The 25,005-nt window shown below is 38.1% G+C and carries 25 protein-coding genes and 1 other RNA gene; 3 read left to right on the forward strand and 23 right to left on the reverse strand.

The window, feature by feature from the left end; translation table 11 throughout:
- Positions 1 to 167: 167 nt before the first annotated feature.
- From TP70_RS08205 to TP70_RS08270, 15 genes are all read right to left on the reverse strand, one after another.
- On the reverse strand, positions 168 to 989 hold the full coding sequence (locus TP70_RS08205; protein WP_044360904.1) for a class I SAM-dependent methyltransferase: 822 nt from the start codon (positions 987 to 989) through the stop codon (positions 168 to 170).
- Positions 990 to 1,424: 435 nt separating this feature from the next.
- Positions 1,425 to 1,785: a transfer-messenger RNA gene (gene ssrA, locus TP70_RS12030) on the reverse strand.
- An 83-nt stretch (positions 1,786 to 1,868) separates the two neighbouring features.
- A complete protein-coding gene (gene smpB, locus TP70_RS08210; protein ID WP_044360905.1) occupies positions 1,869 to 2,333 on the reverse strand; it encodes an SsrA-binding protein SmpB in 465 nt (154 codons plus the stop codon).
- A gap of 15 nt (positions 2,334 to 2,348) precedes the next feature.
- On the reverse strand, positions 2,349 to 4,694 hold the full coding sequence (rnr, locus tag TP70_RS08215; RefSeq protein ID WP_044360907.1) for a ribonuclease R: 2,346 nt from the start codon (positions 4,692 to 4,694) through the stop codon (positions 2,349 to 2,351).
- Between the two features lie 43 nt (positions 4,695 to 4,737).
- Positions 4,738 to 5,478: an alpha/beta hydrolase gene (locus TP70_RS08220; protein WP_044360908.1), complete on the reverse strand. Its 741-nt coding sequence runs from the start codon at positions 5,476 to 5,478 to the stop codon at positions 4,738 to 4,740.
- Between the two features lie 101 nt (positions 5,479 to 5,579).
- Positions 5,580 to 5,813 carry a preprotein translocase subunit SecG gene (gene secG, locus TP70_RS08225; RefSeq protein WP_044360909.1) on the reverse strand — a complete coding sequence of 78 codons (234 nt, stop codon included), beginning with the start codon at positions 5,811 to 5,813 and terminating at the stop codon, positions 5,580 to 5,582.
- Positions 5,814 to 5,881: 68 nt separating this feature from the next.
- Positions 5,882 to 6,349: a hypothetical protein gene (locus tag TP70_RS08230; protein WP_044360911.1), complete on the reverse strand. Its 468-nt coding sequence runs from the start codon at positions 6,347 to 6,349 to the stop codon at positions 5,882 to 5,884.
- A 102-nt stretch (positions 6,350 to 6,451) separates the two neighbouring features.
- Positions 6,452 to 7,537, reverse strand: a complete 1,086-nt coding sequence (locus TP70_RS08235) for a YkvI family membrane protein (protein WP_044360913.1) — start codon at positions 7,535 to 7,537, stop codon at positions 6,452 to 6,454.
- A 5-nt stretch (positions 7,538 to 7,542) separates the two neighbouring features.
- Positions 7,543 to 8,889, reverse strand: a complete 1,347-nt coding sequence (locus TP70_RS08240) for an aspartate aminotransferase family protein (protein ID WP_044360914.1) — start codon at positions 8,887 to 8,889, stop codon at positions 7,543 to 7,545.
- A gap of 211 nt (positions 8,890 to 9,100) precedes the next feature.
- Positions 9,101 to 10,405, reverse strand: a complete 1,305-nt coding sequence (eno, locus tag TP70_RS08245) for a surface-displayed alpha-enolase (RefSeq protein ID WP_044360916.1) — start codon at positions 10,403 to 10,405, stop codon at positions 9,101 to 9,103.
- 123 nt (positions 10,406 to 10,528) lie between these two features.
- Positions 10,529 to 12,046 carry a 2,3-bisphosphoglycerate-independent phosphoglycerate mutase gene (gene gpmI / locus TP70_RS08250; RefSeq protein ID WP_044360917.1) on the reverse strand — a complete coding sequence of 506 codons (1,518 nt, stop codon included), beginning with the start codon at positions 12,044 to 12,046 and terminating at the stop codon, positions 10,529 to 10,531.
- A 1-nt stretch (position 12,047) separates the two neighbouring features.
- A complete protein-coding gene (tpiA, locus tag TP70_RS08255) occupies positions 12,048 to 12,809 on the reverse strand; it encodes a triose-phosphate isomerase (RefSeq protein ID WP_044360918.1) in 762 nt (253 codons plus the stop codon).
- A 156-nt stretch (positions 12,810 to 12,965) separates the two neighbouring features.
- Complete coding sequence (locus TP70_RS08260) at positions 12,966 to 14,156, reverse strand: phosphoglycerate kinase (RefSeq protein WP_044360919.1); 1,191 nt, start codon at positions 14,154 to 14,156, stop codon at positions 12,966 to 12,968.
- A 198-nt stretch (positions 14,157 to 14,354) separates the two neighbouring features.
- Positions 14,355 to 15,362 (reverse strand): type I glyceraldehyde-3-phosphate dehydrogenase, encoded by a 1,008-nt coding sequence (gap, locus tag TP70_RS08265; RefSeq protein ID WP_044360921.1) that lies wholly within the window; start codon positions 15,360 to 15,362, stop codon positions 14,355 to 14,357.
- Positions 15,363 to 15,392: 30 nt separating this feature from the next.
- Positions 15,393 to 16,412 carry a sugar-binding transcriptional regulator gene (locus TP70_RS08270; RefSeq protein WP_411914115.1) on the reverse strand — a complete coding sequence of 340 codons (1,020 nt, stop codon included), beginning with the start codon at positions 16,410 to 16,412 and terminating at the stop codon, positions 15,393 to 15,395.
- Between the two features lie 283 nt (positions 16,413 to 16,695).
- On the opposite strand from TP70_RS08270, the gene TP70_RS08275 reads away from it, so the two are divergent.
- A complete protein-coding gene (locus TP70_RS08275; RefSeq protein ID WP_044360925.1) occupies positions 16,696 to 16,914 on the forward strand; it encodes a hypothetical protein in 219 nt (72 codons plus the stop codon).
- 71 nt (positions 16,915 to 16,985) lie between these two features.
- On the opposite strand, the gene TP70_RS11840 is transcribed toward TP70_RS08275, so the two are convergent.
- Complete coding sequence (locus tag TP70_RS11840) at positions 16,986 to 17,630, reverse strand: DUF4887 domain-containing protein (RefSeq protein ID WP_052502898.1); 645 nt, start codon at positions 17,628 to 17,630, stop codon at positions 16,986 to 16,988.
- A gap of 597 nt (positions 17,631 to 18,227) precedes the next feature.
- Between TP70_RS11840 and TP70_RS08285 the strand changes: the two genes are divergently transcribed.
- Positions 18,228 to 19,130: a TIGR01777 family oxidoreductase gene (locus TP70_RS08285; protein ID WP_044360926.1), complete on the forward strand. Its 903-nt coding sequence runs from the start codon at positions 18,228 to 18,230 to the stop codon at positions 19,128 to 19,130.
- A gap of 60 nt (positions 19,131 to 19,190) precedes the next feature.
- On the opposite strand, the gene TP70_RS08290 is transcribed toward TP70_RS08285, so the two are convergent.
- The 5 genes from TP70_RS08290 to TP70_RS08315 all read right to left on the reverse strand — a co-directional run bounded on the left by TP70_RS08290 (position 19,191) and on the right by TP70_RS08315 (position 22,460).
- Positions 19,191 to 19,679, reverse strand: coding sequence for a GNAT family N-acetyltransferase (locus TP70_RS08290; protein ID WP_044360927.1), 489 nt, complete (start codon positions 19,677 to 19,679; stop codon positions 19,191 to 19,193).
- Positions 19,680 to 19,726: 47 nt separating this feature from the next.
- Positions 19,727 to 20,533 (reverse strand): VOC family protein, encoded by an 807-nt coding sequence (locus TP70_RS08295; protein WP_044360929.1) that lies wholly within the window; start codon positions 20,531 to 20,533, stop codon positions 19,727 to 19,729.
- 138 nt (positions 20,534 to 20,671) lie between these two features.
- Entirely contained in the window at positions 20,672 to 21,256 is a 585-nt protein-coding gene (gene clpP, locus TP70_RS08300) for an ATP-dependent Clp endopeptidase proteolytic subunit ClpP (RefSeq protein WP_044360930.1), read from the reverse strand.
- A 285-nt stretch (positions 21,257 to 21,541) separates the two neighbouring features.
- Complete coding sequence (locus tag TP70_RS08310; protein WP_044360931.1) at positions 21,542 to 21,940, reverse strand: type II toxin-antitoxin system PemK/MazF family toxin; 399 nt, start codon at positions 21,938 to 21,940, stop codon at positions 21,542 to 21,544.
- On the reverse strand, positions 21,930 to 22,460 hold the full coding sequence (locus TP70_RS08315) for a Panacea domain-containing protein (RefSeq protein WP_044360932.1): 531 nt from the start codon (positions 22,458 to 22,460) through the stop codon (positions 21,930 to 21,932). Before TP70_RS08315 ends, TP70_RS08310 begins: the two co-directional genes overlap by 11 nt.
- 398 nt (positions 22,461 to 22,858) lie before the next feature.
- Between TP70_RS08315 and TP70_RS08325 the strand changes: the two genes are divergently transcribed.
- Positions 22,859 to 23,059: a cold-shock protein gene (locus TP70_RS08325; RefSeq protein WP_044360936.1), complete on the forward strand. Its 201-nt coding sequence runs from the start codon at positions 22,859 to 22,861 to the stop codon at positions 23,057 to 23,059.
- Between the two features lie 58 nt (positions 23,060 to 23,117).
- On the opposite strand, the gene TP70_RS08330 is transcribed toward TP70_RS08325, so the two are convergent.
- Both TP70_RS08330 and TP70_RS08335 read right to left on the reverse strand, forming a co-directional pair.
- On the reverse strand, positions 23,118 to 23,480 hold the full coding sequence (locus TP70_RS08330) for a DUF1304 domain-containing protein (RefSeq protein WP_044360937.1): 363 nt from the start codon (positions 23,478 to 23,480) through the stop codon (positions 23,118 to 23,120).
- 215 nt (positions 23,481 to 23,695) lie between these two features.
- Positions 23,696 to 25,005 (reverse strand): LPXTG cell wall anchor domain-containing protein (locus tag TP70_RS08335; protein ID WP_044360938.1); only part of this gene is annotated, 1,310 nt, incomplete at its 5' end.

The raw sequence follows: 25,005 nt of genomic DNA on the forward strand, positions 1-25,005 counted from the left end.
AGTACAGGCTCACATTGCCTTAACTCCTCCTATGACACCATCATAGTGGGAGTTAATTATTTAGTTAATGGTCTTTTTTTTAAGTGTCCTTGACATGGGGTCCACTTTACTTTTAGGTCAAGCATACCCTGTTTTTATGTTAATAATTTGCGTACATACTACTGCATCTAATTTTCCATTGTTACGATTTTGTTATTCAAACGATTTTTTAAAAATGGGATATACCTACAAGCGCCAAACAGTCCCCATCTACTTTTATAAAAATCGAAATAGTTATACTCGTGTTTGATAGACAACTGCTTCGGCAAAATCGCATCTAATTCTGCTAATTGATTGTAGCCATACTGGAATAATGGTTGTGATGACAGTTTTGATACTGATTTATGGCGTTTCGTATTTTTGGCAATCGTCTTTGAACAAAACTCAATGGCAAAAGTGATTTTGTGACTAGCGAATTGTTGAATAATCGTGTTAAGTAGCCCTTTAATTGTCTGCATATCAAAGTACATTAATACGCCTTCAAAAATAAATAAAAGGTTCGCATCCTTGTCATAAAAATCATATTGTTTTGCCTGTTCAATCCATGTATCATCCAACATAGACTTTACGATCATTTTATAATGCGCTGTCTCTTCAAAAAACTGCTTTCTGATTTGAATCGATTCAGGTACATCTAAATCTACCCATGAAAGATTGTATGTATTAAACCTTTGATACCTTGTATCTAGTCCACACCCTATATTAATAACTATCGGATTTTCAGCGTTGTTCACAAAATCTTGTGTAATATCGTCTAGTATGGCAGATCGTACACTGATTCCAACTTGAGACATTTTATCACATTCAATATTTTTGTAGTCATTTTTAATATGACAAAAGATTTCCTTAGATAGTTCATCTTTTATAATCGGATTCTCATGGTCAAATTCTCTAGCACGTGCTGCTAAAGGAATTAACATGGATTCTGGTATACCTTTCAATTGATTCATTTTATCACTCCTATACTATTAATTGATAATTATTATCAATTATAGCATAGATCATTTGAAAACTATCAATGGACACAAAACTATAATAATATAAAGACCTCAAAGTTTTTTATAAGCAGTGTGTCAAACTAATTATGACACTCCCAAATCAAGGAGTCGTTTCTTTATAGTCATACAGCTATTTACTAAAAGAACTTAAAATAGCAAAATAAACGTGACATAAAAAAATCACTACATGGCAGTAGGTGTCTGAAGTGAAAATGCGTTTTAACAAACTTGTTTCACTTCTAGTCACCCTTGCCGGGGCGGGACAACGAAAGCCAAAAAATAAGCTTTCTGTCCCGCTCCCTTGACACTTGCAAACACTATGGCACTACAGAATATAGCAAAACAGGGGGCACGCACCAAAAAGGTTTGTGTCCCCTGTTTCTTATATAGTGGAGGCGGCGGGATTTGAACCCGCGTCCAAAGGTCCTGATACAAATGTTTCTACGTGTGTAGTCTATCGATAAGTTTCACATCATGCAAGGTGACAGACAACCAACATGATGCTAGTTTGATTAAGCTCTCCACGTCAGACTTCAAACGGCAGTGACATGTGTAGCCTACTTCAGTTGAATCACGTTAACCGCACATAGGCGATGCGGTTAGGTGATGCAGAGTGCGCTTAGGCAGCTACTGCTAAGTTATTGTTAGTTTTGCCAGTTATTATAAACTGTGTGTGTTGATGACGAAGACAACCCTCCGACACGCTTCATGAGCTCGGGGGACCCCTGTCGAATCCATAAACGCCCCCATGTGACAACAATATAATGTGCTTTACTGCTTATATTCGAAAGCACATTATATCATATCAAATATTATAACATGGCGCAATGTTTAGTATTTTTGTTTCATTGCACGTGCCATATCACGTTTAACCGCTTTTTCTTTTAACGATTGACGCTTATCAAACTTTTTCTTACCGCGTGCAATGCCTAATAGTACTTTACAATGTCCTTGTTTTAAATAAAGTTTAAGTGGAACGATAGAATAGCCGATTTCGCGTGTGCGCTCCCCTAATTTCATGATTTCACGTTTATGCAACAAAAGTTTACGCGAACGCAATGGATCATGATTAAAGCGATTGCCTTCTTCATACGGCGCAATATGCATGTTTTGTAAAAAAATCTCGCCGTTTTTCACTTGTGCATAGCTATCTTTTAAGTTTGCGCTCCCACGTCGAATAGACTTAATTTCTGTACCTTGTAATACAATGCCTGCTTCAATCGTATCTTCAATTTGATAATCATGTCTTGCTTTACGATTTTCTGCTAAGGTTCCCTTGCCTGACTTTTTCGCCATGGTACTCACCTCAACTTATTTTTTCTTTCGTCGTGCTTTTTTCTTAATGCTTTTGTCTTTATAAAAAGGTTTATTCTTTGATTTCCCTTGTTTGCGTTCATGCTTACCTTTGCGCTGTTTACGCTTTTTCTTGCCGTCGTTTTTACCTTTAAACTGCTTACCTTTTGTCTTAATTTGGATTGTCTTACCTTGCGTCTTTTTATCACGATTCCCTTTAAGATCAATAGGCATACCCACGACTTGGAAATCAATTTGACGTTCGTCGACATCGACATGAATGACTTTCACTTTAATTGTATCACCAATGCGATAAACGTGTGCTTTATGTTCACCAATTAACGCCATATGATGTTCATCAAAGTTGTAGTAGTCATCCGTCATATTTTGAATGCTGACAAGCCCTTCAATCGTGTTCGGCAATTCAATAAACATACCGAAATTCGCCACGGAACTAATAACACCTTCAAATTCTTCACCGATATGTTGAATCATATACTCCGCTTTTTTCAACTCATCTGTATCACGTTCCGCTTCAATCGCACGACGTTCACGATTCGACGTATGTGTTGCAATCTCAGGCAATGCTTCTTCCCATTTATGCAATGCTTTCGTATCCATTGACTGCTCAATTAAATACTTGCGAATCAAACGATGCACAATTAAATCAGGATAACGACGAATCGGTGATGTAAAGTGTGTATAATAATCAGCTGCTAAACCAAAATGTCCAAGGTTATCCGCTTCGTATCGTGCTTGTTGCATAGAGCGCAACATCATTGTTGAAATAACACGATCTTCTGGTCGCCCTGTCGCTGCTTCGGCAATATTTTGTAATGTACTTGGATGAATCTCTTCGCCTGTCCCATTAATCATAATGCCAAAGTTCGTAATAAAGTCGAAAAATTGACGTAGACGTTCAGACTTCGGTTGTTCATGCACACGATATAAAAATGGCACGTCTTTCTTGTTGAAATGCTCTGCAATCGTCTCGTTCGCTGCAAGCATGAATGACTCAATCAAACGCTCGGCCTCTCCACGTTCACGAATCACAACGTCTTCTGGTAACCCTTCTTCATTCACACGCACTTGTGCTTCAGGAATGTCAAAGTCGATTTCTCCACGGCGTTGTCGCATCGCAATAAGACGGTTAGACAGCGTTTGTGCTAAATCTAACATCGGTGTAATCGTCGCATAATGTTGACGCATTGCGGGATTACGTTCTGTAATAATTTCATTAACCGCATCGTACGTCATTCTTGCATCAGAATGAATGACACTATCAAATATTTCATGACGCACAACTTCACCACGTGCATTAATTTCCATGCGACAACTCATCGTTAAACGATCCACATTCGGATTTAATGAACAAATGCCATTGCTAAGTCGATGTGGAATCATTGGAATAACACGGTCAACAAGATATACACTCGTTGCACGATCGTACGCTTCTCTATCCAATGCGCTACCTTCTTTAATATAGTAGCTGACATCAGCAATACTCACAGTCAACTCAATGTTACCATTTTCTAACTGTTTCAATGCAATGGCATCATCCAAGTCTTTCGCATCAGCACCATCAATGGTAATCGTCAAGTCATCACGCAAGTCACGACGCCCTTTTATTTCCTCAGGCACAATCGCATCAGGCACCGCTTCTGCTTCTTTTAACACATCATCTGGAAATTCAATTTCGATGCCATGTTGATAAATAATCGATAAAATATCAACACCCGGATCATTTTTATGCCCTAAAATGGCAGACACGTGACCTTCAGGATTATTCGTACCATCTGAATACTGTGTAATCTGCACAAGCACTTTATGTCCTTCTACAGCACCTAGATCTTGCCCTTTTGGTATAAAGATATCTTGCATAATGCGCTTATCGTCTGGAATAACAAAACCGAAGTGACGGGCTTCTGAAAATGTCCCAACGACTTGATGCACCGCATGGCGTTCAATCGCTTTGACCTCTCCTTCAAACTTTCCTTTACGGTGGTCTCCACGCGATTTTTGTACTTCTACAACAACTGTGTCACCATCCATCGCATAATGAATTTTACTTGGCGGGATAAAAATATCCTCCATTCCTTCATCTTCTGGTCGTAAAAATGCAAAGCCCTTTTTATTTTGGCTCAGTGTCCCTCGTACTAATCCAGGCTTCGGACCTTTTTTCTGATAGCGGTCTTGCTTTGTACGCGTGACGATACCTGTCTGTTCCAGCTCATTCAGCACTTTAATTAAATCACGAAACGATTCTGCGCTACTTAAGCCAAGTGCATCTTGAAAGTCAGATACAGACATTGCTTGATAGTCTTCTTCTTGAATTAAGTTTAAAATTTCTTGTTTTAAATCCATGATTTGCCTCCTTTCCTATTAAACTTTTATCTCTCACTGCGTCCTATTCAGACCAATCCAGTGATTCTAAAAATTGATAGACTTCTTCAAATACTTGTTCTTTTTCTTTATCAATTGTAATGACGTGTCCTGAATTGTGATACCATGATAACTTTTTCGAGTCAGAAATCGCTGTATCATGAATCACATTTGCCGAGTCAGGATTAATCATTTCATCATTTTCAGATTGAATGACTAATAATGGATCCATCACTTCGTCCAAGCTATCACGCACACCTTGAATTGTTTGTTGTAGCTCTTTCAATGTTTCAGTAGGTTGGAAAACTTTCATTTCGCGCTCGATCGTTTCATCATCTTTGCCTTCATAACGCTTGAAGTTGCGCGCGTAGTCTAAAAAGCCCTCAAACATAGATCCTTCAGTTTTAATATATGCAGGGGAACACATAGTTACAATACCCTTTACATCACGATTTAAGCTTAACTTCAATGCAAAGACGCCACCAAGTGACAGACCTGCAACTGCGATTTCATCATAACCTTGTTCCACAAGATGATCATAGCCGTCTAACGCATCTTTATACCAAACATGTGGACTAGATTTTAAAATCTCTTCTGGTGGTGCAGCATGTCCTTCATAATGTGGTGCATGTGATGTGTATCCCTTTTTTTGAAGATAACGACCAAGTTGACGTACGTCAGAACTATTCCCTGTAAAACCGTGTAATAATAATACCGCACGTTTGCCTCCTTCAAATAAGAATGGCTTTGGAAGTTGCATTTTCATATTAAAACCTCGTCCTTTCTCAAATAAATCATATAACTTTATTCTAGCGATTTACAAATCAGTGCACAAATAAAAAAGTCCGACTACACAACTGTCGGACTCTACATATTAAAGTAACTGATACCTAACATTAATACAAAGAAAATAATTGATAGTACAATTGTCAATCTATGCAAAAATAAATCTATACCACGTTGTTTTTGTTTACCAAATAACTGTTCAGCCCCACCACTAATGGCACCTGATAAACCGTTACTCTTACCTTCTTGCAATAAAACAACTGTGATGAGTGCGATACAGTCAATAATCAGTAATACAACAATAAAAGTATGCATCAGATTGTCCTCCATTCATCATATACGGAAGCTATTGTATCACATTATTTCTATTAGGACAACGCTGACTATCGATTGAATGTCGATTTTCGTTTCACGCTTGTTGTAATCATAAAAATAGCAGCTACAAGTGAACCGATAACAACAATGCCATATGGGACTAGTGCGAAAAAGCCTTTCACATGAAAAATCGCACTGTAAAGTATCGGTGGATTTAATAATGAATTAAAACCTTGAGAAATAAATACAGCAATCATAAACCACCATAAATACGGGTGTTGAAATTTAATTGATACGACGCCTGCAGAATATGCAAGGATGTATAAAATTCCTGTGTAACGCAAACTATTGCTAATGGCGTTAATTGAGTTTTGACTGACTTTGTTGCCTGATTGTTCAAGCATATAACTGATTACTTGACCGTCTACAATAACCACTTGATGTACAACGAGGCATACAGCAAATAAAAATGAGATATAAGCTAATAACTTACCAGTGTTTTTAGCACGCAGCTCTGCATCCATATGTTGAGACATAACGATATTCCTCCATCTTGATTTAACATCACTATACCAAATAACCCCCTTAAATAAAACAACGAGTATTATAGAAAGTTAAGTTTTAACAAAAATTAAAATTTATGATGCTGTATTTTTAAAATGATGAAAAATCGTATGGCCTACAATAATAATGGCAATCAATGCACCGACATAGCCAACGAATGGATAAATCGTTGCGACGAGTGAACCGAATGGTAATGTACCACCAACCATAAAAATAACGCCTAACAAAATAGTCACAACAATATCAAAACGTTTGTTTATAAAGCGCATCGCTTCATTTTTAACAAGCCAATACATCGGTGCAGTTGTAGAATAAATACCTAAAATAATACATACGGCGAAGAATAACGCGATAATCGGATGAATGGTGTTACCGATATAAAGTAACGGCACTTCCAATTTGATTACTTCATTATAATGAACAAGCATCGCAACAACCATCATCACAACGGTAATCATAAGACCAGATGCACCACCAATCGCTGTTGCAATTGCTTCTTTTTTGTTGCTCGCTTCACTTCCTAACTGTGTAAAGAAAACCGTACCCGCTAACATGTTGTAACAGAAAAATAAAATAGCAGACTGCCAAAAATGTGGGACTGGTTGTAATTTTGTTGCCGCTTCTGGTAATGTTTCAAACGATGGAATGCTACCGAGGTGTGTAAAAAAGACGTAGCCACAAATACCGATTGTTAAAACAACGATAACTGGTCCAATTAAACCAATAATATCAATTAACTTATTCAAACCAAGTAGTACAGTAATCATCGCTACAAGCCCCATACCTAAAAAGCCAATAGATGATGGTAATTTAAAATGTTCTGAAACAACTGCACCTGTTCCTGCAATCATAATAACCACAATGCTGAATAAGAAGAGCAAAGCAAAATATTCGATAATACGTCCAATAATGTTGCCACAATATACTTTAAAAATATCGCCCGGTTGACTTAATTTTAATTCATACCCTTTAATCATAATCATAGAGCCGAGTAAACAAAATAATACCATTGAAATCAATGCCCCGATAATCCCAATCGGTCCGTATGATGCGAAAAACTGCATCACTTCTTGCCCTGTCGCAAATCCAGAGCCAATCAAATATGCGATATATGCACCACTTAGCTTCAAAACTTTTTTCCAATTTACTGAATTTGTCATCGTGATTACCACCCTTGTCCTTCTATTTGATAACGATCAAGCATGCCATTTTCTAGTGCTTCAATCGCCGCTTCTAAAGTCGTCAACGCTTGATTCAATTCATCATCGGTAATCACAAGTGGCGGTTGGAACCTTAACACACTTCCTGCAATCGCAATAATAACCACACCATGATCAAAACAGTAGTTACAAATTTTAAGTGCTGCCGCTGCATCTTTCGTCTTATTTTTCTTATCCGACACGATTTCAATACCAATCGAAAGTCCTTTACCACGCACATCCCCAACACATTCATATTGCGTTAGCCACTGTTGCATACGTGCTTTTACAAGCGCACCTTTTCTTGCTGTTTCACTAATTAAATTTTCTTCTTCTAACAAATCAATCGTCGCAATCGCTGCTTCACAACAAACAGGATTCGCACCCGTTGTAAAAAGATGTGCCGGTGCATCTAATGCTTCCATCACTTCTTTGCGTCCGACAATTGCTGACATTGGCATACCGCCCGCAATGGACTTACCATATGCAATCAAATCAGCTTCTATATCAAAATGTTCAATTGAACTAAATTTACCTGTACGTCCAAAGCCTTGCTGAATGTCATCTACTGCAAGCAAAATACCATGTGCTTTACACAGATCTGCTAACGCCTCAAAATAACCCGGTACAGGTTCTAACAAACCACCATCTCCTTGAAATGTTTCAACCATAATGCAAGCTACTTCTTCAGGTGGCACATACGTTTTAAACATATCTTTTAAAGGGGCAAGATAACCTTCTACAGTAGTCGGTTCACTATCATTGTATAACCCCCGATACGCATCTGGGTACGGAATATGGAAAAATCCTGGCAATAACGGTCCGATTTTTCGACGCATGTTTAATGCAATACTTGACGCTGAAATTGCCCCATATGTTGAACCGTGATATGCATTTGTAAAACTAATGACATACGGTCTGCCTGTATACCCACGGGCAAACTTAATCATGCCATCACACGCATCTGATCCCGTTAATCCGAATAGGACTTGTTTCTCAAAATTCCCCGGCGAAAGCTTACATAACTTTTCAGCTAACTTTGTCAGTGGTTCATGATGCATGTACGCTGGTGTGTAATGCACCATACGTGCAACTTGTTGTTGAATCGCTTCAACGACCTTTTTCGGCGTATGTCCGACATTCTGTGAACTGGCACTTGATAACAAATCGATATACGTTTTCCCATTAATATCTACTAAAGTTGAACCGTGTGCCTCCTTAATCACCAACGGATAGTACGGTATACGCCCCGCTTTTGCAAAATACTTTTGATCCTGATTGATGATGGTTTGCACTCTGTCTTCCCCTATCATAAAAATACCTCCTTGCACAATAAAACAATTGATAATACTGAATATTACCAATTTAAATCATTTATGTAAATAGAATTTCTGATTTTTCTGAATTTTTACGTTAAATATTTTACAATAATGATGTGCTAAAAGGTAATATTGGGAACAGCAAAAAAAGGAGCAACACGTCCTTAAACGCGTCACTCCGATTTATCATTTCAGGTAAGTCATCTTATTTATCTAAGTTGTAGAAAGATTTAATACCTTCATATTTAGCTGTTTCGTATAATTCATCTTCAATACGTAATAATTGGTTGTATTTCGCAATACGGTCTGTACGTGATAATGAACCAGTTTTAATTTGACCTGCATTTGTTGCAACTGCGATGTCAGCAATTGTTGTATCTTCTGTTTCACCTGAACGGTGTGATACAACTGCTGTGTATCCAGCTTTTTGAGCCATTTCAATTGCTTCAAATGTTTCAGTTAAAGTACCGATTTGGTTAACTTTGATTAAGATAGAGTTACCGATGTTGTTTTCGATACCTTTTTGTAAGATTTCTGTGTTTGTTACGAATAAGTCATCCCCAACTAATTGTACACGGTCACCGATACGTTCTGTAAGTAACTTCCAACCGTCCCAGTCGTTTTCATCCATACCGTCTTCGATAGAGATGATTGGGTATTTGTTAACTAATTCTTCTAAGTAGTCAACTTGTTCAGCTGCTGTACGTTTAGCGCCTTTATCACCTTCGAATTTCGTGTAGTCATACACACCATTTTCATAGAATTCTGATGATGCACAGTCAAAGCCTAAGAATACATCTTCGCCTGGTTTGTAACCAGCTGTTTTGATTGCTTCAAGAATTGTTTCTACCGCATCTTCTGTACCTTCAAATGTAGGTGCGAAACCACCTTCGTCACCAACTGCAGTAACAAGACCACGTGATTTTAAGATTTTTGCTAATGCGTGGAATACTTCTGCACCGATACGTAATGCTTCTTTGAATGTTTTAGCACCTACTGGTAAGATCATGAACTCTTGGAATGCGATTGGTGCATCTGAGTGAGAACCACCGTTTACAATGTTCATCATAGGTGTTGGTAATACTGTTGCATTGAATCCACCTAAATATTTGTATAATGGTTGACCTAAGAAGTCAGCAGCTGCACGCGCAACAGCAATTGACACACCTAAAATTGCGTTGGCACCTAATTTACCTTTGTTAGGTGTACCGTCTAATTGGATCATCATTTTGTCAATTGAATTTTGATCTAATACAGCAAATCCGCCTTCCATTAATTCAGGTGCGATGATTTCATTCACGTTTTCAACCGCTTTTTCTACACCTTTACCAAGATAGCGTGATTTGTCACCATCGCGTAACTCAACTGCTTCATGTTCACCTGTTGATGCACCTGATGGTACGAGGGCACGACCGAACGCACCGCTTTCTGTTAATACTTCTACTTCTACTGTTGGGTTACCACGTGAGTCTAATACTTCGCGAGCATATACATCTGTAATAATTGGCATAATGATTAAATCTCCTTTTTGTTAAGATGATCTCCCTGCTGTTTGTGACAAATCAGGCAGTCAATCTTTCATTTTGTCTTCTTATTGTTATTATAACGATTGTGCACCATTTCTCAAAATCATTTAGTGTTCAATCAATGTTTCACCTGTCATATCAGCTGGTTGTTTCACGCCAAGTAAATCAATCAATGTTGGCGCTAAATCTCCAAGACGACCTGTTTGACGTAACGTAATACCTTCTTTCGTTACAATCACAGGTACTGGGTTTGTTGTATGTGTTGTCATCGGTTTATCATCTTCTGTTAACACTTCGTCAGAGTTACCGTGGTCCGCTGTAATTATCGCTGTTCCACCCATATCGATGATTTTATCGACAACTGCACCTAAACATTCGTCTACCGCTTCAATTGCTTTAATTGTTGGTTCTAACATACCACTGTGACCGACCATGTCTGGGTTAGCAAAGTTTAGAATAATTAAGTCTAAATCACCTTTATCCAACTCTTCTAACAGTGCGTCACGAACTTCATACGCACTCATTTCAGGCTTAAGGTCATACGTTGCAACTTTTGGTGATGCGATTAAACGACGACGTTCACCTTTAAATTCTTCGTTTTGACCGCCACTCATGAAATATGTCACGTGTGGATATTTTTCAGTTTCTGCAATACGTAGTTGTGTCAAACCATTATCTTGTGCAACTTCACCAATTGTGTTTTTAAGATCTACTTTTTCAAACACAATGTGTGCATCGACATTGTCGTTGTATTTCGTGAATGTTGCATAGTAAAGATCGTTTACTTGTTCCACTGGGAAACCGTCAAATGCTTTGTTCGTAAATACTTCTGAAAGTTGTGCTGCTCTGTCAGGACGGAAGTTGTAGAAAATAACTGAATCACCGTCAGACACGCCGTTATTTTGGCCTGTCACAACAAATGGCTCTACAAATTCATCTGTTAAATCTGCAGCATAGTTTGCTTCGACACCTTCACGTGCAGAGGCATACTGTGTTTCGCTCACACCTCGAATCGCATCATAAGCTTTTAATTCACGTTCCCAACGTTTGTCACGGTCCATTGAATAGTAACGACCTGACACAGATGCGAACTGGCCAACACCGATTTTCTTGAATTGTTCTTCTGTTTCATCGATGTATGTGAGTGCTGATTTTTGGTCTACGTCACGACCGTCTAAAAAGGCATGTACGTACACTTTATTAAGACCTTTGCGTTTCGCTAATTCTAAAATCGCAAAAAGGTGTTTGTAGTGACTGTGTACACCACCGTCTGATAGTAAACCGAAAATGTGTAGTGCTGCATCGTTTGTTTTGGCATGATCAATGGCACCATTTAAAACCGCATTATCAAAAAAGTCACCATCAATAATTGACTTATTAATACGTGTTAAACTTTGGTACACGATACGACCTGCACCGATGTTCATATGACCAACCTCAGAGTTACCCATTTGACCTTCAGGAAGCCCCACATCTAAACCACTTGCTTCGATTTGTGTCGTTGGATATTTTGCAGCATAGCGATCAAAGTTTGGTTTGTGCGCTAACTTTACCGCATTCCCATGTTCTTCTTCACGATTCGCAAATCCATCTAAAATGATAAGCGCTGTTGGTTGTTTTGCCATATTACTTCGCACCTTCTAACAATTGTACATAGTCTTCAACTTTCAATGAAGCACCGCCGACTAATGCACCGTCAATATCAGTTTCTGCCATATATTCTTTGATGTTGTTCGGTTTAACACTACCACCGTATTGAATGCGTACAGCTTGTGCAACTTCATCATTCGTTAACTTCGCAACAGTTGCACGTACAGCTGCACACATTTCATTTGCATCTTTCGCTGTTGAAGATTTACCTGTACCGATTGCCCAAATTGGCTCATATGCAATCACAAGTTCTTTTACTTGTGCTTCTGTTAAACCTGCTAATGCTTTTTCAACTTGACCTTCAACGATAGCATTTGCTTTACCTTGTTCACGCTCTTCGTCAGTCTCACCAACACAAATGATTGGAGTCATACCATGTTTGAATAAAGCATGTGCTTTTTTATTGATGTCTTCATCTGTTTCGCGGAATAAATCACGGCGTTCTGAGTGACCAATCACAACATAGCTCACACCTAAGTCAGCTAATGCAACAGGTGATGTTTCACCCGTAAACGCACCACTTTCTTCAAAATACGTATTTTGTGCACCGATTTTCAAACCAGGTGCCACGCCTTCTTTTGTCAAAGTAACTAACGCGTCTAATTGAATTGTTGGCGCACAGATGACTGCTTCAACTTCATTTGTATCTGGCAATGCTGGTAGCGCTTTGACAAAGTCTTTCGCTTCTTGCACTGTCTTGTTCATCTTCCAGTTACCTGCAATAATTGGTTTTCTCACTTAAAACACTCCTAGTTTGTTAATATCATTTTCACCGCATAAGAAACACGTCAAACTAAGCTGCTTCTTATCAGTAAAGTCGTTGACGAGAAGTGGATCTGTCCGCTCACTTCCGTCAACACTTTTTATTTAATGTCATTGGTTAAAACTGACAACTTATTTGTTAGCGATTGCTTTAATACCTGGTAATTCTTTACCTTCTAAATATTCAAGTGATGCACCGCCACCAGTTGAAATGTGTGTAAAGTCTTCTTCAAAGCCTAATTGCATTGCTGCTGCAGCTGAGTCGCCACCACCGATAATTGTTGTCGCATCTTTTAACTCAGCGATTGCTTCACATACACCGATTGTACCTTGTGCAAAGTTACTGAATTCAAATACACCCATTGGGCCGTTCCATACGACTGTATGAGCGCCTTCAAGTTGTTTTTTGAATAATTCAACTGTTTTTGGACCAATATCAAGTGATTCTTGATCTGCTGGGATTTCGTCAACAGATACTTCTGTAATCTCAGCATCGTTTGAGAATTCTTTTGCCACTTTACCGTCTACTGGTAAAACGATTTGGTCTCCTGCACGTTCAAGCAAGTCTTTCGCAAAGTCAATTCTGTCTGCTTCTAATAAAGAAAGACCGATTTCTTTACCTTGTGCTTTTAAGAACGTGTACGCCATACCGCCACCGATTAATACTTTATCAGCGATGTTCAGTAAGTTTTCAATCACACCAATTTTGTCTGATACTTTCGCACCACCAAGAATTGCTACCACTGGTTTATCTGGGTTTTCAACAACGCCACCGATAAATTTAATTTCTTTTTCCATTAAGAAACCAGCAACTGTTTCAAGGTGTGTCGCAATACCTACGTTTGATGCATGTTCACGGTGTGCTGTACCGAATGCATCGTTTACGAAAATATCACCTAAAGATGCCCAGTATTTTCCAAGTTCAGGATCGTTTTTAGATTCTTTTTTACCTTCAACATCTTCAAAACGTGTGTTTTCAAACATTAAAATGTCGCCTTCATTTAACGCTTGAATAGCCGTTTCTAACTTTTCACCACGTGTTTCAGGAATAAAAGTAACTTCTTTATCTAATTTTTCAGATAAGCGTTTTGCAACAGGTGCTAATGATAACTTCGCTTTGTCGCTTTCTTCTTTCACTTTACCTAAGTGTGAGAATACAACGACTTTCCCGCCTTGCTCAAGAATATATTGCAATGTTGGCAATGCTTGAACGATACGGTTGTCGTTTGTAATTTCGCCGTCTTTCATTGGCACGTTGAAGTCTGCACGCACAAGTACAACTTTACCTTTTAACGCTACATCAGTTACATCTTTTTTTGCCATTTTTAAAATCCTCCTCAAAACAATCGTTTATTTCAGTTTAAACCAAATCTTGCTTTTTATTAAGAATTTTATTACTTACTTTCTATACTTTCCTTTTAAAATAGGCGGAGAAGCGTTTGTGCTCCCCCGCCTAGTATCAAGCTACATATTCGTCAGAGGCACGTACCGAGTACTTGCTTAACTTGCGATATCACACGCTTATTTTGCTTGGTCAGCTAAATATTCTAAAGTACGTACTAATTGTGCTGTGTAAGACATTTCGTTATCGTACCAAGAAGCAACTTTAACTAATTGACGGTCACCAACAGACATAACACGTGTTTGTGTTGCATCGAATAATGCACCGAAAGTCATACCTACAACGTCAGATGATACGATTTCGTCTTCAGTGTAACCGAATGATTCGTTTGTTGCATCTTTCATTGCTTGGTTAACTTCTTCAACTGTTACTTCTTTTTCAAGAACAACTGTTAATTCAGTTAATGAACCTGTTGCTACTGGTACACGTTGCGCACCACCGTCTAATTTACCAGCGATTTCTGGAATTACAAGACCGATTGCTTTTGCAGCACCTGTTGAGTTAGGAATGATGTTTTCTGCAGCTGCACGTGCACGACGTTTGTCGCCTTTACGGTGTGGTGAGTCTTGTGTATTTTGGTCACCAGTGTATGCGTGAATTGTAGTCATAAGACCTTCAACGATACCGAATGAATCTTGTAATGTTTTTGCAACTGGTGCAAGTGAGTTTGTTGTACATGATGCACCAGAAACAACTGTTTCAGAACCATCTAATAATTCGTGGTTAACGTTGTATACGATTGTTTTAAGGTCGCCTTGACCAGGTGCAGAGATTAATACTTTTTTAGCACCTGCTTCGATGTGTGCTTCAGCTTTTTCTTTAGATGTGAAGAAACCTGTACATTCAAGAACAACGTCTACATCTAAGTCAGCCCATGGTAATTTTGATGGTTCTGGTTCTGAGAATGATTTTACTTCTTTACCGTTTACGCGGAATCCACCGTCGATTACTTCTACTTCTTCAGTGAAACGACCTTGCATTGTGTCATATTTTAATAAGTGAGCAAGCATGTCATCGTCTGTTAAATCGTTAACTGCTACTACTTCGATATTTTCAACGTCTTGAATTCTTCTAAATGCTAAACGACCAATTCTACCAAATCCGTTAATTGCTACTTTTACTGCCATGTGAGTGGCCTCCTTAAAATAATATAATTTTTAATTTTTTAAAAGATCTTGCGTAATAATCTTTGCTGCATATTCATCAGTCACGAGTACTGTGTTTTTAGGTGCGATTTCTAAATATGCTTTAATTGCATTGCCTTTAGAACTACCACCTGCAACAGCAAAAATGTGTTCTTTCGACTGTACTTCTTCAAGTTGAAGTCCAATCGTCTTAACCTTGTGAATAATCTCGCCTTGTTGGTTAAAGTAATAACCAAAGGCTTCACCAACGGCATTATGATGTTGAAGTTTTTCGACTACTTCAGATGATGATTGTCTACGTTTCGCCATTTTCAGCGCATCACCGATACCGTGTATAATAAATTGCGATTGCCTAATTCTATTCAATGTGTTAACTACAGACGGTTCATGCATTAAGTTCTGATATGTTTGTTCGCTCACTTGATCTGGAACATAGAGTGTTGTGTATTTACCACCCGTACGTTGTGCCATTGTGGAACAAATCGTATTGGCTTGAAAAACAACATTCTCACCAAGACCACCTCGCGCAGGAACAAACAATACACTAAACGGTAGCTCTGTCATAGCATTACTAACAGATGCCATCGTAGAACCCCCAGTAACCGATACAATCGCGTCTTCATACAATTGTTTCTCAAGTAACTGTCCTGTAATACGACCTAACTCAACTTTGACATTTAAATCTGTATCACTATTGCCAGGAATGACGTGCACTTCCTTGATGTCATAATAATCTCGGATGAATTTGGCAAGATGATGATCATCAGAATAATGCGTGAAATAATCTTTCAACTGCTTCATCACATCTATACCCTCTGATGTGAGTGTCATACCTGTAGGTTTCACCAAAATTAAATCTTGATGTTTCAACAAGTCTGTCTCTGATCTCAATACTCTCTCAGTCAAATTCAAAATTTCACTTAATGTACGTCGACCAATCGGTTGATATTTCTGGATAGCTGTCAAAATTGAAAACCGTCGATACATTTTATCTATCAAGTCAGGCACTAATTTTTGTTGCACTTGAATCATACGTTTCAAGAGTCACGCCTCCTTAATAGTGAACAGGGGGTCAACTTCGAGCCAAGACGGTGACATTTTTAGTCCCGATGACTCTAAAAAAATTTCATTACCTGTTTTACAATTACATCATACTACGTCATTTTTATAAATGCAAGTCAAAAGTAATCCCAGTTAATAAATTTGTAGGACGTTTTACGTCCAACTAATTGTGTTAAGCACTTTAAACGGCTCCATATCGCGTTTTAGTTCTTTTTCATCACATTTTTATTTATAGTAAATATGAGGTGATGTTATGACAAATTCTAATGAACGTCCTGAAGTGATTGAGCCTAATGACCCACGATATAAACGTCCAGAAGACTTTGGTCAATCTTATGAGAATCATCAACAACATACGTATCATATCCATACACGTTCGTTTGGTTGTACGCCAATTGGTTGTGTGCCTGGATGTTTATTTTCTATTATATTATCGATTCTTTTGACGATACTTCTCAATTTATGGTTATAGCTATTAAAAAAATAAGACAGAGCTTTCTCACACTTTGTAGATGTGAAATAGCTCTGTCTTTTATTAGCGTCTTATTGTGATGTATTATTATTTGTTGCTTGTCTTGGTTGTGTTTGTGTTGATTGTTGTGGTGCTGGCGTTGATTGACTTGACTGCGTTTGCTGATTCGATTGCGGTTGTTGATTTTGCTGAGGTGTAGCTTGTTGTGTATTATTTGATGATTGCGATTGCTGTTGAGAGGATTGCGTTTGTTTTGCTTTATCCTCAGCCTGTCGTTTCTCTGCCGCTTCTTTTTCAGCCGCCTTGTCCTCTTTCTCTTCAGTTTCTGCTTTTTTCTGCTTCGCTGCTTGATTTTGACGTTGCTGTTGTGCAGCTCTTTGTGCTTGTCTTGCAATTTCTGCATCTCTTTGTTGTTGCTCTAATCGCGCTTGTTCTTCTGCTGCTCTTCGCTCTTCCGCTGCTCGTTTTGCTTTTTCTCTCTGTTTCTTTTTCTCTGCTGCTTCACGTTTTTCTTTTTGTTCTTCTATTTTTTGATCTTTTAAGCGTTGATCCCCTTTTTGCGTTTGACCAACATATGCAAAGACCGCAAATACAAGCGTTCCTATTAATAACAGAACGATGATAACACTTAAACACCCTGCAAACTTCTTCTTGCCTGGTCCTCTGCCGTCATCTCTATATCTAGGGCCTTGATTACTTCTTTGTGGTACTGCCATATTCATTACTCCTTCTCTTTACTATCCTTCCAATCCTCTATATCTAAGCATCACATTTTTAAATTAAAAATCACTTTATTTGATTATCATACCCTATCAAAAGAAAATCAACCTTTCAACTTTAATAATTGGTAAGTTTGTGCAAATTATTTAAACGCACACTATTTTATAATCATTGAATATATGAAATGGAACTGAGACATGGGCAAAATTGTCCAAAATAAGTGAGTAAATATTTATTGATGGCATTAGGGATTTGAAGTGACAATGCGTATTAACAAACTTGTTTTCACTTCTAGTCACCCTTGCCGGGGCGGGACAGAAAACTCCCTTAATGCATAAATCGTATATGGATTGGGTAAAAATAAAATAAGACCGGAATGCTGCATCATTCCAGTCTCTACTAAAGGGAGTCAAAATAACCTTCGTTTTGTATATTATGGGGTATACTGTTTAATTAAGAGATGTATTAATTCTTTCGAAGGTACTTTCATTATAACTTACTTTGTGAAAAAATAAACAAATTCAACTTGAATATTATATGACTTTTTATTGTCTGATACGTGAAAATTCAGAAATATGAAAGGATGATAGATGATGACAAACTATTTAATCACTGGTGGCACCGGATTAGTAGGACAACATTTGATTAAACACCTTTTACAATCAAGCGGAAATATGATTTATGTCCTGACACGTTCATCAAAACAGTCCGATCAGCGACAAATCACATATATCAACTGGTCACATGACAATTGGCAACATCAAGTTCCTGACATTGATATTGTCATTAACTTAGCAGGCGCAACTTTAAATCATTACTGGACACCGACCCACAAACAACGTATGATGACAAGTCGCATTCAAACGACACGCGCCCTTTATGATTTATTTCGTGTACGTGATAAAGCACCTAGCGTCTTATTCAACGCAAGTGCAATCGGTTATTATCCACCTTCTCAATCAACTATTTACACCGAAGAAACACAACAATCTCCGCACGACTTATTATCGGAAATTGTTTACCAATGGGAACGTCAAGCCTCACTGTTTCATAACATAGGGACACGTGTTATTTATGGCAGATTCGGTTTAATTCTTTCTAAAGACGGGGGCGCTCTACCAAAGATGGCACTACCGTATCACTTTTTCGTTGGCGGTAAGCTAGGTAACGGACTACAACCGTACTCATGGATTCATATTGATGATTTAGTCACTGCCATACATTATTTGATTGAAACCCCTTCTGCTCATGAGGCCTATAACTTAACCGCACCAAATCCGGTCACACAACATCAGTTTGGACAAGCGTTGCAAGAGGTTTTACACCGCCCACACTACACGAAAGTCCCGAGTATTATGTTGCGTTTACTACTGGGCCAAATGGCAACTTTATTGTTAGACACGCAGTATGTCTTGCCACAGCGTCTAATACAACAAGGCTTCACTTTCCAATATCCTAAACTTAATGATGCACTGAACGAATTGTATGATAAATAAATAAAAGCTTGTAAGAGATAACCTCGAGATTATTCTCTTACAAGCTTTTTTAATAACTGATTATTTTAACTGTTTTTGATAAAACGCCAAGTCTAGCCATTGGTCAAACTTGAATCCTACTTTTTTCATTGTCCCAACATGTTTAAAACCGTGGCGCTCATGCAAAGCAATACTTCCTTTATTTGCAGCATCAATACCTGCAACAACTGTTTGATAACCACGCGCTTTTAATGTCTCTTCAATTTGTGTGAGCAATCGAGAAGCTATCCCTTGTCGTTGATAATCAGGATGTACATAGATTGAGTGTTCGACAGTGTACTGATACGCTGGCCAATTACGAAAAGAGCCATATGTCGCAAATCCGACAACTTTTGAATCGCGTACATCTACATAAACAGGTATGCCCGCTAGCACTTTATCAACGAACCAATGTTGCCGCTCTTCTAACGTTGTCTCATCATACGTATAAACAGCTGTTGTATGCACAATCGCATGGTTATATATCGCCAATATTTCTGGCAAGTCTTGTGTCGTCGCTTCTCTAATCATTTTCTACACCCTCTTATCGTATAGTCATCACTATTATACTATAATCTTTACAATGAACGACTGACATTTTCACTGTTTTGATTAATTGTCATCGTAATGCCATCAGGCGTTGTTACAGTTTCTACATCATGATGCGGATTTATAATGTTAAAATGTGCCAAACCATATGTTGTTTCAGCATCTCGATTAACCTGACGGGATTGCCATGTATTCACAGCAATATGGTGGTGATACGCTTGATCAGACATAAACACCGCACCCGGCAATTTTGCTACTGGTTTAAACCCGTATTGTGCATAAAATTCCATTGACACTTTGACATCACTCGTTTTCAAATGCAGATGACCGATTTTTGCCTCTTGCGGCATCCCTGCCCAACGTTTCTCATTTGAAATAGTTAACAATCGATCGCCATCTAACGGCAACGTATCCATTACAACTTGATCTCCTTGCCATGTCCACGTATTAGAATCTCTATCAGCGTACACTTCAATGCCATTACCTTCAGGGTCTGCAAAATAAATTGCCTGGCTTACGATATGGTCACCACCTGATACAACGACTTGTTGTGCTAACAGATGACGCAACAAACTTCCTACTTGCACATCATTAGGCAATAACAAGGCAATATGGAATAATCCTGCTTCCGTTCGTTCAGGCTCACGCCCATTTTTAAGTTGTCTTAATACGAGCTGATGTCCACTTTGCCCAATGTTTAAAATCGCTTCTTCATTTGTAGATTCGGCTACATCTAACCCTAAAACATGAGTATAAAAATGAACTTGTGCTTCCAAATTTTTAACATTTAACGTGACACGCGTCACATGTGAAATCCTATTTTGATGAAAATTCATAAAGGCTACCTCTTTTTTTATTTTTAGTATAATTAATATACCAAAAGAACAATGACTTTTCTTTTATTTTGCTTAAATACAAATAAAAAGACATACCACATAAAATGCGATATGCCTCTTTATTAAATGAACATTCAATTAGTGTTCTGGTACCATTACTTCGTCAATTAAACCGTATTCTTTTGCTTCTTCTGCAGTTAAGAAGTTATCACGGTCTGTATCTTTTTGAATTTTTTCGATTGTTTGACCTGTACGTTCTGATAAAATTTTATTTAATTTTTCACGTGTTTTTAAGATATGGTTTGCAGCAATTTCAATTTCAGTTGCTTGACCTTGTGCGCCACCTAATGGTTGGTGAATCATAACTTCAGCATTTGGTAATGCATAACGTTTACCTTTCGCACCCGCTGCAAGTAAGAATGAACCCATAGATGCTGCCATACCAATACAAATTGTTTGAACATCTGGTTTAATATGTTGAATCGTATCATAAATTGCAAATCCTGCTGTTACACTACCACCTGGTGAGTTAATGTAAAGGTAAATATCCTTTTCAGCATCTTGCGCTTGTAAAAAGAGTAGTTGTGATACAATTGAGTTTGCTACGTTATCATCAATGGCTGAACCTAACATAATAATACGGTCTTTCAATAAACGTGAGTAAATATCATATGCACGTTCTCCACGGTTTGTTGTCTCTATTACTGTAGGAATTAAATTCATAAGTTCCTGCCTCCTAATTAACTTGTTTTATTTGTTTATAGTTTAACTCAAAAGTCAAAAATGGTCAAAAGTTAAACATTCATTATTTTTCATGTTATACTGAAAAGGCTTAATTTCCTTATTAACTCCCTGTAGTGTAATGGATAACACTTAAGATTCCGGTTCTTACAATGAAGGTTCGATTCCTTTCAGGGAGGTTATTATTTTATCCATATTATATTGGAGAATCTCGTCATGGCGGGGTTCTTTTTGTGTGCCATATCATAAAATAAGCTGTAAAAATAGTTAAGAAAATAGACTTTTACTAAAATCTGTAAACTTGGTTTCTATATCTTTATATACGATAGGTAAGTTTGCACTTATGTCACCTAGTACTTCTCTTTTGACTTCTTGACTATGAACTGTTGTGACTTTATGACATCTAATAAATGATGGCGCGTGTTTTAGATGGAGGATTTGACATTCTAATTCATCAAGTTGATGGTCATACTTGGGGTGGCGCTTGGAGGCATCTTGAATTTTTGAAACCGGCAAAACAACAAAATCACAAGGAAATCGCTCAGACTCACATCCGATTACTAAAGAAGGACACCCTTTAAATTTCTTAGACTTTGTCTTCATATCAAAATAAGGGAATCTTGCTACTACTATTTTACCTATATAGTCTTTCGGTCTACTTGACATGAATGAAGTTCTCCTCATCAATATCATCAAACTCATCTAAATACATATCATATTGATAATCATAAAACCTCATATCTTTAGCATCTTCTAGAATATCTTCTAACAATAACTCATTTTGTCCACGTTCATTTGCTAATAAACCTTTTCGACTATTAATCCACGCTTGTTCTTGATGCGATTTCTCTCTTAAAGCCCACGCCGCATACTGACCATGACTATATATTGTATTTTCAATAATGTATATATCCGTTTCTGACAATTGCTTTTCATACTCTGAATCTTCATCAAAGTCTTCAAATATCCCTCTCATAGAAGGAAGCACAGGCCCATGAACCCACCCTTCAAAGTTTTCGGCAATGATAGGCTCACCCGTTAAAGCTAGTGCTGTTTTTTGAATGTAATACATTAAATTGTGCGCTTTCATCTCGTCTCCAATTAATGTATTACCTGTAATTTCTTGATATTTATGCACTAAAACTTGCAGTATTGCATAAGTCTTTTGTGTACGTTTCTCATACATGTTTGAGTCACTCCTTTATCAATGTCATGATACAACTTTATACATTATATGTTTGTGACTGGTAAAACCCTTGTTATTATCATAATTCACATCAATTATACACAAAATAAATGTAGCTATGACAACCAACATAGCTTAAGAAAACGCTTGGCGAAAAAACATCATACAACAAAAGTAACTTATTCCTATAATATTGCTAGTAATCCTATGTTTTTCACATTTTTAAACTTTTTATTAATATTCCCTTTACTTTTGTTCAGAATACCTGTATAGTTGTCTTTATCGTAATAAAAGCTCGTGTAATTGAATTGTAGTTTATTTTGAAGAATATACTCCTTTTGATGAAAGAATTTTTTTACAGAAATAAAAACGTGCATCATGCACACGGAGGTATTCTTATGTATAACGGTACAGTAAAATGGTTTAACGCAGAAAAAGGTTTTGGTTTCATCGAACGTGAAGAAGGTAACGACGTATTCGTTCACTTCTCAGCAATCGAAGGTGAAGGTTATAAATCATTAGAAGAAGGTCAACAAGTGGAATTTGATATCGTATCAGGTGACCGTGGTGACCAAGCAGCTAACGTAATCAAGCGTTAATCTGTTATCATAATAAAAAACCGAGACATTTCATTTTAGATGAAGTGCCTCGGTTTTTTTATACCAATAATATGCTGATTAACGCAATAATTGGTAATGTCCCTTGCTTAAAAAAGATACTTTTATCGCTTGAAATGCCTCCATATAAGGCTACTCCAATGATGTATACTAATAAAGCAATACAGATTTCTTTAGGGTTAGGCGAAATAAATGCACCATATAACAACAACACGCCAATAAACCCATTATAAATCCCTTGGTTTTTAAGCAACGTCTGAATATTTTCATCGCGCAATTTTTCTTTAGCAATATTAAATACTCTACTTGTCGTATCTGATGTTGGATTGATTGTTTCCAAATACATAATGTAAAAGAATTCTAATGCGACTAAAACAACAAGTACTATAGATAAAATAGACATACTTTCCCTCCTTTTAATACTCCTTATTTAAAATCCTTCATAACACAAATAAAATCAATGACAATCTTATTCCTAATGAATTTAAATACTCTAATACTTTAATCCTTTTAGAACTGTCATGACAAGCGATTGAACTTCAAAATCTGAATCAATTTTAAATAGAAAAAGCCGCGCAATATTTCGCACGGCTTTTTCTTTATGATGAGCAATTATGATTACTCTTCGTTACGTTTTTGACGACGTTTTGATGATAGGAATAGTGCACCTAATCCTGCAAATAATGAGCCAAGTAACGTACCATTCATATCTTTTTCATTACCAGTGTCAGGTAATTTATCATGGCCAATACCTTTATGATCTGCATCTTTATCAACATTGCCATCTTTATCTTCTTCAGCGTCAGAATCTGAATCGCTATCTGAATCAGAATCTGCATCAGCATCTGCGTCACTTTCTGAGTCGGAATCACTGTCCGAATCTGAGTCGCTGTCTGCGTCAGAGTCACTATCTGAGTCGGAGTCACTATCTGAGTCAGAATCACTGTCGGAATCTGAATCGCTATCTGAGTCGGAGTCACTATCTGAGTCGGAATCGCTATCTGCGTCGGAATCGCTATCTGCGTCGGAATCGCTGTCGGAATCTGAGTCACTGTCTGAGTCGGAATCGCTGTCTGAGTCAGAATCGCTATCTGAATCCGAGTCGCTGTCTGAATCTGAATCGCTATCTGAATCCGAGTCGCTGTCTGAGTCTGAGTCACTATCTGAGTCGGAATCTGAGTCGCTATCTGAATCCGAATCGCTGTCTGAGTCGGAATCACTGTCGGAATCTGAGTCTGAGTCACTATCTGAGTCAGAATCGCTGTCTGAATCTGAGTCACTGTCGGAATCCGAGTCGCTGTCTGAATCCGAATCACTATCTGAGTCGGAGTCACTGTCTGAGTCTGAGTCGCTGTCTGAGTCAGAATCGCTATCTGAGTCGGAATCGCTGTCTGAATCCGAATCGCTATCTGAGTCAGAGTCACTGTCTGAGTCTGAGTCACTATCTGAATCTGAGTCGCTGTCCGAGTCTGAGTCGCTATCTGAATCCGAGTCACTATCTGAGTCGGAATCACTGTCTGAGTCAGAATCGCTATCTGAATCCGAGTCGCTGTCTGAATCTGAATCGCTATCTGAATCCGAGTCGCTGTCTGAGTCTGAGTCGCTATCTGAGTCTGAGTCACTATCTGAGTCGGAATCACTGTCCGAATCTGAGTCGCTATCTGAGTCCGAGTCGCTGTCTGAGTCGGAATCACTGTCCGAATCTGAGTCGCTGTCCGAATCTGAGTCGCTGTCCGAATCTGAGTCGCTATCTGAGTCAGAATCACTGTCCGAATCTGAGTCGCTGTCCGAATCTGAGTCGCTATCTGAGTCAGAATCGCTGTCCGAATCTGAGTCGCTATCTGAATCCGAGTCGCTGTCTGAGTCTGAGTCACTATCTGAGTCGGAATCACTGTCTGAGTCTGAGTCACTATCTGAGTCGGAATCAC

It is taken from the genome of Staphylococcus microti (assembly GCF_000934465.1).
Classification (GTDB): Bacteria; Bacillota; Bacilli; order Staphylococcales; family Staphylococcaceae; genus Staphylococcus; species Staphylococcus microti.